The organism is Enterobacter sp. 22466, from assembly GCF_052044775.1.
Taxonomy (GTDB): Bacteria; Pseudomonadota; Gammaproteobacteria; order Enterobacterales; family Enterobacteriaceae; genus Enterobacter; species Enterobacter dissolvens.
Genome location: NZ_JBQENX010000006.1, coordinates 262504 through 276177, shown reverse-complemented (window position 1 = coordinate 276177; position 13674 = coordinate 262504). Strand labels below are relative to the sequence as shown.

General features: G+C 56.5%; 13 protein-coding genes and 1 other annotated feature. Of the genes, 11 read left to right on the top strand and 2 right to left on the bottom strand.

The features are described from left to right. Positions 1-219: 219 nt before the first annotated feature. From dgoR to ACTJJI_RS17205, 6 genes are all read left to right on the top strand, one after another. Positions 220-909, top strand: a complete 690-nt coding sequence (gene dgoR, locus ACTJJI_RS17230) for a D-galactonate utilization transcriptional regulator DgoR (protein WP_003861109.1) — start codon at positions 220-222, stop codon at positions 907-909. Continuing rightward, entirely contained in the window at positions 906-1784 is an 879-nt protein-coding gene (locus tag ACTJJI_RS17225) for a 2-dehydro-3-deoxygalactonokinase (protein WP_047360527.1), read from the top strand. Before dgoR ends, ACTJJI_RS17225 begins: the two co-directional genes overlap by 4 nt. Beyond that, a complete protein-coding gene (locus tag ACTJJI_RS17220) occupies positions 1768-2385 on the top strand; it encodes a 2-dehydro-3-deoxy-6-phosphogalactonate aldolase (protein ID WP_014830035.1) in 618 nt (205 codons plus the stop codon). Before ACTJJI_RS17225 ends, ACTJJI_RS17220 begins: the two co-directional genes overlap by 17 nt. Further along, complete coding sequence (gene dgoD, locus ACTJJI_RS17215; RefSeq protein ID WP_014830036.1) at positions 2382-3530, top strand: galactonate dehydratase; 1149 nt, start codon at positions 2382-2384, stop codon at positions 3528-3530. Before ACTJJI_RS17220 ends, dgoD begins: the two co-directional genes overlap by 4 nt. Before the next feature lie 180 nt (positions 3531-3710). Continuing rightward, positions 3711-5048, top strand: coding sequence for an MFS transporter (locus ACTJJI_RS17210; protein WP_176489214.1), 1338 nt, complete (start codon positions 3711-3713; stop codon positions 5046-5048). 50 nt (positions 5049-5098) lie between these two features. Then, entirely contained in the window at positions 5099-6328 is a 1230-nt protein-coding gene (locus ACTJJI_RS17205) for a DUF3748 domain-containing protein (protein ID WP_046888842.1), read from the top strand. On the opposite strand, the gene ACTJJI_RS17200 is transcribed toward ACTJJI_RS17205, so the two are convergent. Beyond that, positions 6325-6657 (bottom strand): YceK/YidQ family lipoprotein, encoded by a 333-nt coding sequence (locus ACTJJI_RS17200; RefSeq protein ID WP_020685435.1) that lies wholly within the window; start codon positions 6655-6657, stop codon positions 6325-6327. The genes ACTJJI_RS17205 and ACTJJI_RS17200 overlap by 4 nt on opposite strands. A gap of 248 nt (positions 6658-6905) precedes the next feature. Next, positions 6906-6978, top strand: a sequence feature (ROSE (Repression Of Heat Shock gene Expression) occurs in the 5'-region of heat shock genes and acts as an RNA thermometer to modulate expression.). Between ACTJJI_RS17200 and ibpA the strand changes: the two genes are divergently transcribed. The 3 genes from ibpA to ACTJJI_RS17185 all read left to right on the top strand — a co-directional run bounded on the left by ibpA (position 6972) and on the right by ACTJJI_RS17185 (position 9773). Beyond that, on the top strand, positions 6972-7382 hold the full coding sequence (gene ibpA / locus ACTJJI_RS17195) for a small heat shock chaperone IbpA (protein ID WP_006177605.1): 411 nt from the start codon (positions 6972-6974) through the stop codon (positions 7380-7382). It overlaps the preceding feature by 7 nt. 136 nt (positions 7383-7518) lie before the next feature. Then, the gene (gene ibpB / locus ACTJJI_RS17190) at positions 7519-7947 is read left to right on the top strand and encodes a small heat shock chaperone IbpB (protein ID WP_047360530.1); all 429 of its coding nucleotides are present in this window, start codon (positions 7519-7521) and stop codon (positions 7945-7947) included. Positions 7948-8111: 164 nt separating this feature from the next. Continuing rightward, positions 8112-9773: a putative transporter gene (locus ACTJJI_RS17185; protein WP_194516655.1), complete on the top strand. Its 1662-nt coding sequence runs from the start codon at positions 8112-8114 to the stop codon at positions 9771-9773. Here the strand turns inward: ACTJJI_RS17185 and ACTJJI_RS17180 are convergent. Beyond that, entirely contained in the window at positions 9741-10487 is a 747-nt protein-coding gene (locus ACTJJI_RS17180; RefSeq protein ID WP_014830042.1) for a GntR family transcriptional regulator, read from the bottom strand. The two genes, ACTJJI_RS17185 and ACTJJI_RS17180, sit on opposite strands and share 33 nt — an antisense overlap. Before the next feature lie 222 nt (positions 10488-10709). Between ACTJJI_RS17180 and ACTJJI_RS17175 the strand changes: the two genes are divergently transcribed. Together ACTJJI_RS17175 and ACTJJI_RS17170 are read left to right on the top strand one after the other, a co-directional pair. Further along, positions 10710-12332 (top strand): alpha-glucoside-specific PTS transporter subunit IIBC, encoded by a 1623-nt coding sequence (locus ACTJJI_RS17175; protein ID WP_440654953.1) that lies wholly within the window; start codon positions 10710-10712, stop codon positions 12330-12332. Continuing rightward, a complete protein-coding gene (locus ACTJJI_RS17170) occupies positions 12329-13651 on the top strand; it encodes a 6-phospho-alpha-glucosidase (RefSeq protein ID WP_319852366.1) in 1323 nt (440 codons plus the stop codon). Before ACTJJI_RS17175 ends, ACTJJI_RS17170 begins: the two co-directional genes overlap by 4 nt. The last annotated feature ends 23 nt before the right edge of the window (positions 13652-13674 follow it).

Below are 13674 nucleotides of genomic sequence, written 5' to 3'. Positions count from 1 at the left end.
TTCAGATCATCAGCCTCGGTTATCAACCGGGGCTTTTTTTGGCCCTGAATTTATCGAATTGTTCTTTTTGTGATCTGGATTGTAGTACAACATTAAGTGATTGTACTACATTGTCATCACGGTAAAGGCGAAAGGCCTCACGTTTGTACTGCAAAAGTGAGGCGAAATTCAGCGGTCGCGGTAAAGTAGTGATGGACTTACAGAGCACAAGGACTCTCCATGACACTCAATAAAACCGATCGCATTGTCATCACGCTGGGTACACAGATTGTGGGTGGCAAATATGTTCCCGGCTCGCCACTGCCAGCAGAGGCGGAACTGTGTGAGGAGTTTGAAACCTCCCGCAACATCATCCGGGAAGTGTTCCGCTCGCTGATGGCGAAGCGGCTGATTGAAATGAAACGTTATCGCGGCGCGTTTGTTGCGCCGCGCAACCAGTGGAACTACCTCGATACCGATGTTCTGCAGTGGGTACTGGAAAACGATTACGACCCGCGGCTGATTGGCGCCATGAGCGAGGTACGAAACCTGGTAGAACCGGCCATCGCCCGCTGGGCAGCAGAACGGGCAACGTCAGGGGACCTGGCGCAGATTGAGTCGGCGCTGAACGACATGATCGCCAATAACCAGAACCGGGAGGCGTTCAACGAGGCGGATATTCGCTATCACGAGGCAGTTCTGCAGTCGGTGCATAATCCGGTGTTACAGCAGCTTAGCGTGGCGATCAGCTCGCTTCAGCGAGCGGTATTTGAACGTACCTGGATGGGCGATGAGGCCAATATGCCGAAAACGCTCCAGGAACATAAAGCGCTGTTCGATGCGATACGGCATCAGGACGGCGATGCGGCAGAGCAGGCGGCGCTCACCATGATTGCCAGCTCGACACGAAGGCTGAAGGAAATCACATGACATCACGCTACATCGCAATTGACTGGGGATCGACCAACCTGCGCGCCTGGCTCTGTCAGGGCGAACAGTGCCTGGAGAGCAGGCAATCAGCAGCAGGCGTTACGCGCCTGAACGGTAAATCCCCTGAAGCGGTGTTAGCAGAGGTGACGCAAAACTGGCGCGACAGCGCCACGCCCATCGTGATGGCGGGAATGGTGGGCAGCAACGTGGGGTGGAAAATCGCGCCTTACCTGCCTGTTCCTGCTCATTTCTCCGCGATTGGCGAGCAGTTAACGTCGGTTGGCGACAATATCTGGATTATTCCTGGTTTGTGCGTCTCGCGTGACGATAACCATAATGTGATGCGCGGCGAAGAGACACAGCTGCTCGGTGCGCGCACGCTTTCTCCTTCTTCTGTCTACGTCATGCCCGGAACGCATTGCAAGTGGGTCCAGGCAGATGCTGAGCAAATCCACGATTTTCGCACCGTGATGACCGGCGAATTGCATCATTTGCTGCTCGCTCATTCGCTGGTAGGGGCGGGTCTGCCAGAGCAAGCGCCCTCGGCAGCGGCGTTTTCTGCCGGTCTGGCGCGTGGGATCGCTTCTCCTGATGTTTTGCCGCAACTTTTTGAGGTTCGCGCCTCGCACGTGCTGGGAAATCTCCCGCGCGAGCAGGTCAGCGAGTTTCTCTCTGGCCTGCTGATTGGCGCAGAGGTCGCCAGCATGCGTGAATTCGTCGGGCGCGAGCAGGCTGTCACGATTGTCGCTGGTGCAGCGCTGACGTCGCGCTACGAGCAGGCGTTTCGCGCGATTGGCCGTGAAGTATCAACGGTATCCGGCGACACGGCATTTCAGGCAGGAATAAGGAGCATCGCTCATGCAGTGGCAAACTAGTCTTCCCCTTATCGCAATCTTGCGCGGCATTACCCCCGACGAGGCGCTGGCGCACGTCGGTGCCGTTATTGACGCCGGATTCGACGCGGTGGAAATCCCGCTCAACTCTCCTGAGTGGGAAAAAAGTATTCCGACAGTGGTGGATGCCTTTGGTGATAAAGCGCTGATCGGCGCAGGAACCGTGTTACAGCCGGAGCAGGTGGAAAGGCTGGCGAAGATGGGCTGCAAACTCATCGTCACCCCCAACATCAACCCCGAGGTGATCCGCCGCGCGGTGAGCCATGGGATGACCGTTTGTCCGGGATGTGCGACGGCTACTGAAGCCTTTACCGCCCTCGATGCGGGTGCGCAGTCACTCAAAATTTTCCCGTCTTCAGCCTTTGGTCCTGACTATATCAAAGCACTGAAAGCAGTATTGCCTGCCAGGGTGCCGGTCTTTGCCGTGGGCGGCGTGACGCCAGAAAACCTGGCGCAGTGGATTAACGCAGGTTGTGTGGGTGCGGGGCTGGGCAGCGATCTCTATCGCGCCGGACAGTCCGTTGAGCGTACTGCGCAGCAGGCGGCAGCATTTGTGAAAGCGTATCGAGAGGCAGTGCAATGAAAATAACCAAACTCACCACGTACCGTTTACCCCCGCGCTGGATGTTCCTGAAAATCGAAACCGATGAAGGCGTGGTTGGCTGGGGTGAACCGGTGATAGAAGGACGGGCGCGTACCGTGGAAGCCGCAGTCCATGAGCTGGGTGAATACCTGATTGGTCAGGATCCGGCACGCATTAACGACCTGTGGCAGGTGATGTACCGGGCGGGTTTTTATCGCGGAGGTCCAATCCTGATGAGCGCCATCGCCGGTATTGACCAGGCGCTGTGGGATATCAAAGGCAAAGTGCTGAATGCCCCGGTCTGGCAACTGATGGGCGGCCTGGTACGCGACAAAATCAAAGCCTACAGCTGGGTGGGTGGCGACCGTCCTGCGGAAGTGATCGACGGCATTACGCAGCTGCGCAATATCGGCTTCGATACTTTTAAGCTCAACGGCTGTGAAGAGATGGGCGTGATCGACAACTCGCGCGCGGTGGACCGGGCGGTGAATACCGTGGCGCAAATCCGTGAAGCTTTCGGTAATGAGATAGAGTTTGGTCTGGATTTCCACGGACGCGTCAGTGCGCCAATGGCCAAAGTGCTGATTAAAGAGCTGGAGCCCTATCGTCCGCTGTTTATTGAAGAGCCCGTGCTGGCCGAGCAGGCGGAATACTATCCGAAACTGGCTGAACAGACCCATATTCCTATCGCCGCGGGTGAACGCATGTTCTCGCGCTTCGAGTTTAAACGCGTGCTGGAAGCAGGCGGTATTGCGATCCTGCAACCGGATCTCTCCCATGCGGGCGGCATCACTGAATGCTACAAAATTGCCGGGATGGCGGAAGCCTATGATGTGGCGCTGGCACCGCACTGTCCGCTGGGACCTGTTGCACTTGCGGCCTGCCTGCACGTGGATTTTGTCTCCCGCAACGCCGTGTTCCAGGAGCAGAGCATGGGCATTCACTATAACAAGGGCGCGGAACTGCTCGACTTTGTGAAAAACAAAGAAGACTTCAGCATGGATGGCGGTTTCTTCAAACCATTAATGAAGCCGGGCCTTGGCGTGGACATTGACGAAGCCAAAGTCATTGAGCTCAGTAAAAATGCGCCGGACTGGCGTAACCCGCTGTGGCGTCATGAAGATGGCAGCGTAGCGGAATGGTAAATGCGCGTCATACTTCGCGCTGGTGATGCGTTGGCTGCGTTTTCTTACCCCGGTCACATACTATTGTATGCTCCCGGGGATGCGAAAACTTGCCGCCTTCCCCCAGCACGAATTATTTAGCGCATTCTGTTTACGTTTTTAATTAAAAAAACCAAATACACCCTCTGTAAATTACAGGGCATGGTGAGCGGCTTCGCTATGCCCAAAATCTGGAGACAGATTGCGATGGATATTCCAGTTACTGCTACAAAGACCGGGCGTCGCCGCTACCTGACGCTAATCATGATCTTTATTACCGTGGTCATTTGCTATGTTGACCGCGCCAACCTAGCCGTGGCATCGGCCCATATTCAGGAAGAGTTTGGGATCACCAAAGCGGAAATGGGCTATGTCTTCTCGGCGTTTGCCTGGCTTTATACGCTCTGCCAGATCCCCGGCGGCTGGTTCCTCGACCGCGTGGGATCGCGTCTGACCTACTTCATCGCCATTTTAGGCTGGTCCGTGGCAACCCTGTTTCAGGGCTTCGCCACCGGGCTGATGTCGTTGATTGGCCTGCGTGCTATCACCGGCGTTTTCGAGGCACCCGCGTTCCCCACCAACAACCGTATGGTCACCAGCTGGTTCCCGGAGCATGAGCGCGCCTCCGCCGTTGGCTTTTATACCTCCGGACAGTTTGTCGGCCTGGCGTTCCTGACCCCGCTGCTGATCTGGATCCAGGAGCTGCTAAGCTGGCACTGGGTGTTCATCGTCACCGGCGGGATTGGCATTATCTGGTCGTTTATCTGGATTAAGGTCTATCAGCCGCCGCGGCTGACCAGGAGCATCAGCAAAGCGGAGCTGGACTATATTCGCGATGGTGGCGGCCTGGTGGACGGTGATGCGCCGGTGAAAAAAGAGGCGCGTCAGCCGCTGAGCAAAGCGGACTGGAAACTGGTTTTCCATCGTAAGCTGGTGGGCGTTTATCTGGGGCAATTTGCGGTCACCTCAACGCTGTGGTTCTTCCTCACCTGGTTCCCGAACTACCTGACGCAGGAAAAGGGCATCACCGCGCTGAAGGCGGGCTTTATGACCACCGTACCGTTCCTTGCCGCGTTCTTTGGCGTGCTGCTCTCGGGCTGGCTGGCGGATAAGCTGGTAAAAAAAGGTCTCTCGTTAGGTGTTGCGCGTAAAACGCCGATTATCTGCGGGCTGCTGATCTCTACCTGCATCATGGGTGCCAACTATACCAACGATCCGGTGTGGATTATGACCCTGATGGCGCTTGCGTTCTTCGGCAACGGTTTTGCCTCCATCACCTGGTCGCTGGTGTCATCTCTGGCGCCGATGCGTCTGATTGGCCTCACCGGTGGTGTGTTTAACTTCGTCGGTGGACTCGGCGGGATCACTGTGCCGCTGGTCATCGGCTACCTGGCGCAGGACTACGGCTTTGGCCCGGCCCTGGTCTACATCTCCGCCGTGGCGTTGATTGGCGCACTCTCCTACATCCTGCTGGTCGGCGACGTGAAACGAGTAGGCTAATCCCTTCGGATGTTTTACCCTGATGCGATAACTGCGCATCAGGGTATCCCATGAAACAAATCACCTTCGCTTCCCGCAACCATCAGCTCACCAATATCAATACCTGGACACCGGACAGCCAGTGGCTGGTCTATGATGTGCGCCCGTCCGGGGCATCGTTCACCGGCGAAACCATCGAGCGGGTAAACGTCAGTACGGGCGAGGTTGAGGTGATTTATCGTGCCACGCACGGCGCGCATGTTGGCGTGGTGACCGTTCATCCTGCACAAGACAAATACGTCTTTATCCACGGCCCGAAAAACCCGGATGCAGACTGGCAATACGATTTTCATCATCGTCAGGGCGTGATTGTCCATAACGGCCAGGCGAGCAACCTCGATGCCATGGATATCACCGCGCCCTATACCGCAGGCGCACTCCGTGGCGGCAGCCATGTCCACGTCTTTAGCCCGAACGGGCAGTTCGTCAGCTTTACCTATAACGACCATGTGTTGCATGAACGCGATCCAAAGCGCGATTTACGTAACGTTGGCGTCGCCGCACCTTTTGGCCCGGTCATCCCGCAGGGCAACCATCCCCATGAATATCCGGGCACCTTCTGGAGCGTGCTGGTAAGCCGCACGACGCCGACCCCGCAGCCGGGCAGCGATGAGATCAATCGCGCCTATGAAGAGGGTTGGGTGGGCAACGGCAGGCTGGCGTTTATTGGCGATACCCTGTCTGTGAAAGGCGAAAAAGTGCCTGAACTGTTTATTGTCAATCTGCCCAAAGACGCGCAGGGCTGGAAACAGGCAGGCGATGCGCCGCTGCAGGGCACGCCGGAGACGATGCCTGCACCGCCTGCTGGCGTGCTGCAGCGCCGTTTAACCTTTACCCATCAGAAGGCGTATCCGGGGCTGGTGAACGTGCCGCGCCACTGGGTGCGCAGCAACCCGCAGGGTACGCAGATTGCTTTTCTGATGCGCGATGATAACGGCATTGTCCAGGTGTGGCTGATCTCCCCTGAGGGGGGCGAGCCGCGCCAGTTAACGTATACCGAAAGCGGTATCCAGTCGGCATTCAACTGGCATCCTTCGGGCGACAGTCTGGGATTTGTGCTGGAAAATCGTATCGCCTGCTGCGATGCGCAGACCGGAGAGGTCACGTTTTTGACGTCCGATCACGGCAATCCGCCGTCTGCTGATGCGGTCGTCTTTTCCCCGGACGGGCGTGCTATTGCATGGATGGAAGAGACAGAGGGTTTCCGCCAGCTGTGGCTAACGGAAACCGCACAGGATTAGCGTCGCGGCATCTCGGCGGGCGGGATAACGGCGTTGGTGGCCAGATTTTGCTGCTCGCTTTTCTCAACGCGCGAGCGTACGGAGCTGTCCGTGCGGAACATATCCCAGGGCAGCAACAGGGTATCCGCCACTGCTGTAAACGGCATATCGAGGATCACCAGGGATTTGGTGCCCCAGTTCGTGTCATCATCGGAGATCATCGCCGCGCTGGCGCGCGTCCCCGGATATGTTCCTTCTTTACCGCCGGTGTGAGACATCACGCTCGAACACCCGCAAAGTAAAACCACCCCGCTGAACATCGTCAGCTTAATCAGAACATTTTTCATCATCACTCAGTCATCGTTAATGGCACTGCATAGACCTGCAACTCTGGGTTATAGCGAGCCTTGTTCAAAATGAATAGCCCGATAACCCCGCACTGTGGCAGCCATCGCAATTTAACCCTTTGTGCTGTTGTCCCAGTCTAAGCGAGAAGCACAAAAGTGCAAAAAAAAGTGCGATCGTCGCGGTTGAAAACACCGGTTCCAGACCCATTTTAAGAATGTGACCCGATAACGAACACGCCTGATGGGTGTTCGGGGGCGCAATAGCCTGTCCATGGTGGAAGGCAAAAATTTCTCGCTGATTTCAGGAGCTTTTATTTATGCGTAACTTCGATCTTTCCCCGCTATACCGTTCTGCAATTGGTTTTGACCGCCTGTTTAACCATTTAGAAAATAACCAAAGCCAGAGCAACGGCTACCCTCCATACAATGTTGAGCTGGTTGATGAAAACCACTACCGCATCGCCATTGCCGTCGCCGGTTTTGCAGAGAGCGAACTGGAGATCACCGCGCAGGACAACCTGCTGGTGGTGAAAGGTTCACATACGGCCGAGCAGAAAGAACGTACCTACCTTTACCAGGGCATCGCCGAGCGTAACTTTGAGCGCAAGTTCCAGTTAGCTGAGAACATTCACGTTAAAGGCGCGAACCTGGTCAACGGTCTGCTGTTTATCGAGCTGGAACGTGTGATTCCGGAAGAGAAAAAACCGCGCCGTATCGAAATTAATTAATTACGCGGGTCGCATTAGCGGCCCACTCAGAATTGCTTGCCGAACCGGGAGCATATGCGAATCCACAAGGATTTGCAGGAACAACTGCGCACAAAAATAAACTGTGCCGAACTCGCTTCTCAGAAGGAGATTTAGTATGCGTAACTACGATTTATCCCCCCTGCTGCGTCAGTGGATTGGTTTTGACAAACTGGCTAACGCCCTGCAAAGCACCACTGAGCATCAGACGTTTCCGCCGTACAACATCGAAAAAAGCGATGATAACCACTATCGCATCACGCTGGCGCTGGCCGGGTTCCGCCAGGATGACCTGGATATCCAGCTCGAAGGCACGCGTCTGACCGTGAAAGGGTCGCCGGAAAAACAAGAAACCGAGACCAAATGGCTGCATCAGGGTCTGGTGACCCAGCCGTTTAGCCTGAGCTTTACCCTGGCAGATCATATGGAAGTCTCCGGCGCGACCTTTACCAACGGGTTGCTGCATATTGACCTGGTCCGTAACGTGCCGGAAACCATCGCGCCACAACGTATCGCCATTAGCGCGCGGCCGGCGCTGAACAGTTAATGCTGTGCGGGCTGGTGCCCTCACCCCGGCCCTCTCCCACAGGAAGAGGGTGAAAAGTTAAAGCCCTGCCCCGGCAGGGCTTTTTTGTGCGCCATCACCCATACAACGCCCTTCACCTCTGAGAGAATCCTTAACATAACTAAGGTTATGCAAGGAAGTGGATCATGAGTGATATCGCGTTAACCGTCAGCGTGTTGGCCCTGGTCGCTGTTGTTGGACTATGGATTGGCAACATCAAAATCCGTGGCGTCGGGTTTGGGATCGGTGGGGTGCTGTTTGGCGGCATTTTTGTCGGGCACTTTGCTGACAAACTCGGGTTGGTTCTCAGCGCCGATATGCTCCACTTTACGCAGGAATTCGGCCTGATCCTCTTCGTCTATACCATCGGCATTCAGGTCGGGCCGGGCTTTTTCGCCTCCCTGCGGGTTTCCGGATTACGCCTCAATCTGTTTGCCCTCGGCATCGTCGTAATGGGCGGGCTGGTCACCGCTATCCTGCATAAACTCTTCGCAATTCCGCTGCCCGTGGTGCTGGGCATTTTCTCCGGGGCCGTGACTAACACGCCCGCGCTGGGTGCGGGCCAGCAAATCCTGCGCGATTTAGGTATCGAACCCGGCATTGTCGACCAGATGGGGATGAGCTACGCCATGGCTTATCCGTTCGGGATTTGCGGCATACTGCTCTCCATGTGGCTGGTGCGGGTGCTCTTTCGCATTAACGTCGACAAAGAGGCGAAGGACCACGAAACCACGCTCACCAACGGCCATATGCCGATCAAAACCATCAACATCCGCGTTGATAACCCCAATCTGAACAACATGGCGATTCAGGACGTGCCGATCCTGAACAGCGCCAATATCATCTGCTCGCGCCTTAAACGTGACGAGATGCTGATGGTGCCCGCGCCTGGCACCATTATTCAGCAAGGCGATCTGCTGCACCTGGTCGGCCAGCCCGGGGATTTAAACAACGCGCGACTGGTGATTGGTCAGGAAGTGGATACTTCGCTCTCCACCCGCGGCACCGATATGCGCGTGGAGCGTGTGGTGGTAACTAACGAGCACGTTCTGGGCAAGAAAATACGCGATCTACAGGTTAAAGAGCGTTATGACGTGGTCATCTCCCGACTTAACCGCGCGGGTGTCGAGCTGGTCGCCAGCCCGGAGGCCAGCCTGCAGTTCGGCGATATTCTCAACCTGGTCGGGCGTCCGTCATCCATTGACGCCGTGGCGGATATGGTCGGTAACGCCCAGCAAAAACTGCAGCAGGTACAGATGCTGCCGGTGTTTATCGGTATCGGGCTGGGCGTGCTGCTTGGCTCCATCCCGGTCTATGTGCCGGGGTTCCCGGTGGCCCTCAAGCTGGGCCTGGCGGGCGGGCCGCTGATTATGGCGCTGATCCTCGGTCGAATCGGCTGTGTTGGTAAGCTCTACTGGTTTATGCCACCGAGCGCCAACCTGGCGCTGCGCGAGCTGGGGATTGTGCTGTTTCTGGCGGTTGTAGGTCTAAAATCCGGTGGCGATTTTGTCGATACCCTGGTCAGAGGGGAAGGGATGAGCTGGGTCGGCTATGGCATCTTCATCACCGCGATCCCGCTGCTGACGGTCGGCATACTGGCGCGAATGTTCGCTAAAATGAACTATCTGACGCTCTGCGGCATGCTGGCGGGGTCGATGACGGATCCCCCGGCGCTGGCCTTTGCCAATAACCTGCATGCCACCAGCGGCGCGGCGGCGCTGTCGTACGCCACGGTCTATCCGCTGGTCATGTTCCTGCGCATCATCACTCCGCAGCTACTGGCGGTGCTGTTCTGGGGAATGAGCTAGCAGGTCGTCCGGATGGATGCGCCGCAGATGGTAGTCCACCTGGTAATCACTGGTATTACGAAACATCACGGAATAATTGAGGAACTCGCCGCTGTCGCTGTAGGAGAGAGAGGTAATGCGCAGCAGCGGCGTCTGTTCCGGCAGGTTCATGTAACCAGCGAGTTGTTTATCGGCCAGCACCGGCGTCAGGCTCTCGTAGTTGCCGCTGATTGTAATTCCGCACTCCTTCTCGATGTAATCAAACTTTGACCCTTCCAGATGCGCCAGCGAGAGGTTGCGAAACAGCTTCACGGGCATAAAGCTGTCCTCCAGCATCAGCGGTTTTCCGTCCACGTAGCGCACGCGGCGGGAAAAGTAGATCCGCTCATCCACCTGGATCCGCAGCTGGCTGGCGATGGCGGGCGGGGCGGGCATCACTTCAAACTGCAGCACCTTGCTCTGCACCTCTTTGCCTTGCTGACGCAGTACCTCCACCAGCCCGGTCAGGTTGGTGGTTTCATGGTGCACATCTTTGCGTGCCACAAACGTCCCACTGCCGTGCCGCCGCTCCACCAGCCCCCAGCTCACCAGCAGATCCAGTGCCTTGCGAATGGTCATGCGCGCCACGCCAAACTCCTGCGCCAGCGCTTTCTCACCCGGAATGGGGCTGCCGATGTTGTAGTCCGATGAATTCAGCCGTAGCCGTAATCGATCGGCAATGGATTTGTAGATCACCAGTAGACCTCTCTGCCCTTATCAGGGCGTGGATTGCATCCTGACATGTCCATATTTACAGCGAAAAGTAGACCTGATTGGTCAAAATAAAACCATGAATGCGATCACGAATCGCAGCGGCACGCCATGTTCGCGCATCAGTAAGTTCTTATGCTCACCTCAGGCCAGCACAAAACCATAAAGGCCTCTCTCCCCTACAGGTTGTTACGTGAGGATTTAAAAATGCTCAGTCAAATACAACGTTTTGGTGGTGCCATGTTTACCCCGGTATTGCTGTTTCCCTTTGCCGGGATCGTGGTGGGAATCGCCATCATGCTTCGCAACCCGCTTTTCGTGGGCGAAGCCTTAACGGCTCCTGATAATCTGTTCGCGCAGATCGTGCACATCATTGAAGAGGGCGGCTGGGCGGTGTTCCGCAATATGCCGCTGATTTTTGCCGTTGGCTTACCGATTGGTCTGGCGAAACAGGCGCAGGGCCGCGCCTGTCTGGCGGTGCTGATAAGCTTCCTGACCTGGAACTACTTCATCAACGCGATGGGGATGACCTGGGGCCACTTCTTTGGCGTCGACTTTTCCGGCGAACCGACGGCGGGAAGCGGGCTGGCGATGATTGCCGGGATCAAAACCCTTGATACCAGCATTATTGGGGCGATTGCGATTTCAGGTATTGTCACTGCGATCCATAACCGTTTTTTCGAGAAACCGCTGCCGGTTTTCCTGGGCATTTTCCAGGGCACCTCGTTTGTGGTGATAATCGCGTTTTTTGTCATGATCCCCTGCGCCTGGCTCACGCTGCTGGGCTGGCCGAAAGTGCAGATGGGCATTGAGTCCCTGCAGGCGTTCTTACGCTCCGCCGGTGCGCTTGGGGTATGGGTATATACCTTCCTGGAACGCATTCTGATCCCAACCGGGCTGCACCACTTCGTCTACGGTCCGTTTATCTTTGGCCCGGCCGCTGTTGAGGGCGGGATTCAGGTCTACTGGGCGCAGCATCTTCAGGCGTTCAGCCAGAGCACGCTGCCGCTGAAAACCCTGTTCCCGGAAGGCGGTTTCGCGCTGCACGGCAATTCAAAAGTGTTTGGCTCGGTCGGGATTGCGCTGGCGATCTGGTACACCGCATCAGCGGAAAATCGCGTCAAGGTCGCGGGCCTGCTGATCCCGGCCACGCTTACCGCTGTGCTGGTGGGCATTACCGAGCCACTGGAGTTTACTTTCCTGTTTATCTCGCCGCTGCTGTTTGCCATTCACGCCGTGCTGGCGGCCACCATGGCGACGGTGATGTACACCTTTGGCGTGGTGGGCAACATGGGCGGTGGCCTGCTGGACCAGTTCCTGCCGCAAAACTGGATCCCCATGTTCCATAACCACGCTTCAACGGTATTCACCCAGATTGGCATCGGCGTCTGCTTCACCGGCCTTTACTTCGTGGTCTTCAAAACGCTGATTGAGCGTCTGAACCTCAAAACGCCGGGCCGTGAAGAGAGTGAAATCAAACTCTACAGCAAGGCGGACTATAAGGCGGCGCGCGGACAAACCACCGCCCCGGCTGCCGCCAGCCAGCAGGTTGGGCAAGCCGCCGGATTCCTGCAGGCGCTGGGCGGCGCGGCCAACATCGAAAGCATCAACAACTGCGCCACCCGCTTGCGTATCGCGCTGGTCGACATGGCGCAAACCCAAAGCGATGAGGTCTTCAAAGCCCTGGGTGCACATGGCGTGGTGCGACGCGGCAACGGCATACAGGTGATCGTTGGCCTGCACGTTCCCCAGGTGCGCGACCAGCTGGAATCGCTGATGAAAACCCCTTTAACGAATGAACAAACCACCCTGACAGAGGCTATATCATGAAAAAATTCTCAGTTGTCATTGCAGGCGGCGGCAGCACCTTTACGCCTGGTATCGTCCTGATGCTGTTAGCCAACCGTGACCGTTTCCCGCTGCGAGCCCTGAAGTTCTATGACAACGACGGCGCACGTCAGGAGACTATCGCCGAGGCGTGCAAAATTATCCTTAAGGAACAGGCACCGGAGATTGAGTTTAGCTACACCACCGATCCAAAAGCGGCGTTTACCGATGTGGATTTCGTGATGGCGCACATTCGTGTGGGCAAATACCCTATGCGTGAAAAAGATGAAAAAATCCCGCTGCATCACGGCGTGCTGGGGCAGGAAACCTGCGGCCCGGGTGGGATCTCTTACGGCATGCGCTCCATCGGCGGCGTGCTGGAACTGGTGGATTACATGGAGCAGTACTCACCGAATGCGTGGATGCTGAACTACTCCAACCCGGCGGCGATTGTGGCGGAAGCGACCCGTCGCCTGCGCCCGAATGCCAGGATTCTTAACATCTGCGATATGCCGATCGGCATAGAAGGGCGCATGGCGCAGATTGTCGGCCTGAAAGACCGCAAGGAGATGCGCGTGCGCTACTACGGTCTGAACCACTTCGGCTGGTGGACATCGATTGAAGATCTGAACGGTAACGATCTGATGCCGAAACTGCGCGAATATGTGGCGAAACACGGCTATGTACCGCCTTCTGACAATGCTCATACCGAAGCGAGCTGGAACGATACCTTCGCCAAAGCCAAAGACGTGCAGGCGCTGGATCCGGACACCATGCCAAACACCTATCTGAAGTATTACCTGTTCCCGGACTATGTGGTCGCGCACTCAAATCCTGAACGGACCCGTGCCAATGAAGTCATGGATCACCGTGAGAAGCACGTGTTCAGTTCGTGCCGGGCGATTATTGAAGCCGGAAAATCTTCTGCCGGTGAGCTGGAGATTGACGAACATGCGTCGTACATCGTCGATCTGGCGACGGCGATTGCCTTTAATACCCAGGAGCGGATGCTGCTGATTGTGCCAAACAACGGGGCCATTCATAACTTTGATGCCGACGCGATGGTGGAAATTCCGTGTCTGGTGGGCCATAACGGGCCGGAGCCGCTCACCGTGGGCGATATCCCTCACTTCCAGAAAGGGCTGATGAGCCAGCAGGTGGCGGTGGAAAAACTGGTGGTGGATGCCTGGGAGCAACGCTCGTACCAGAAACTCTGGCAGGCGATCACCCTGTCGAAAACCGTACCAAGCGCGTCTGTTGCCAAAGCCATTCTGGATGATCTGATCGAGGCCAATAAGGATTACTGGCCAGAGCTGCATTAACCCTCCTGACCGGCATCGCCTGA